Raw genomic sequence first — 398 nt, forward strand, 5'->3', positions numbered from 1 at the left:
GTCATGGGTCTTCTACACCGTGATGACCAACTACGACGCGGAGCGCTGAGATGAGCGGCGTCAACGAAAGAACAAACAGAGTGAGCGAGACGGCGGTTTCGGAAGGGCTGAGCAGCGCCCTGTCGCAGGACGAGGTGGCGCGGCTGATGCGGCGCCGCGGCGAGGAATCGCGCTGGTGGTGGATCGTGCCGACGGTCTACATCATCGTCATCCTGCTGCCGATCTACTGGCTCATCAACATGAGCTTCAAGACCAATGCCGAGATCGTCTCGTCGCTGACGCTCTATCCGCATGCGCCGACGCTCGCCAACTATCGCACCATCTTCAGCGACCCGTCCTGGTATTCGGGCTACATCAACTCGATCACCTATGTGGTGATGAACATGGTGATCTCGGTC

Annotated in this window: 1 pseudogene; it reads left to right on the forward strand. The window is 59.3% G+C overall.

Going from position 1 to position 398, the window contains the following annotated elements:
• Nucleotides 1-146: 146 nt before the first annotated feature.
• Nucleotides 147-398, forward strand: a pseudogene (locus EOA29_RS40705) (carbohydrate ABC transporter permease); the annotation flags it as partial.

Origin of the sequence: Mesorhizobium sp. M1E.F.Ca.ET.063.01.1.1, assembly GCF_003998155.1 — a bacterium.
Classification (GTDB): domain Bacteria; phylum Pseudomonadota; class Alphaproteobacteria; order Rhizobiales; family Rhizobiaceae; genus Mesorhizobium.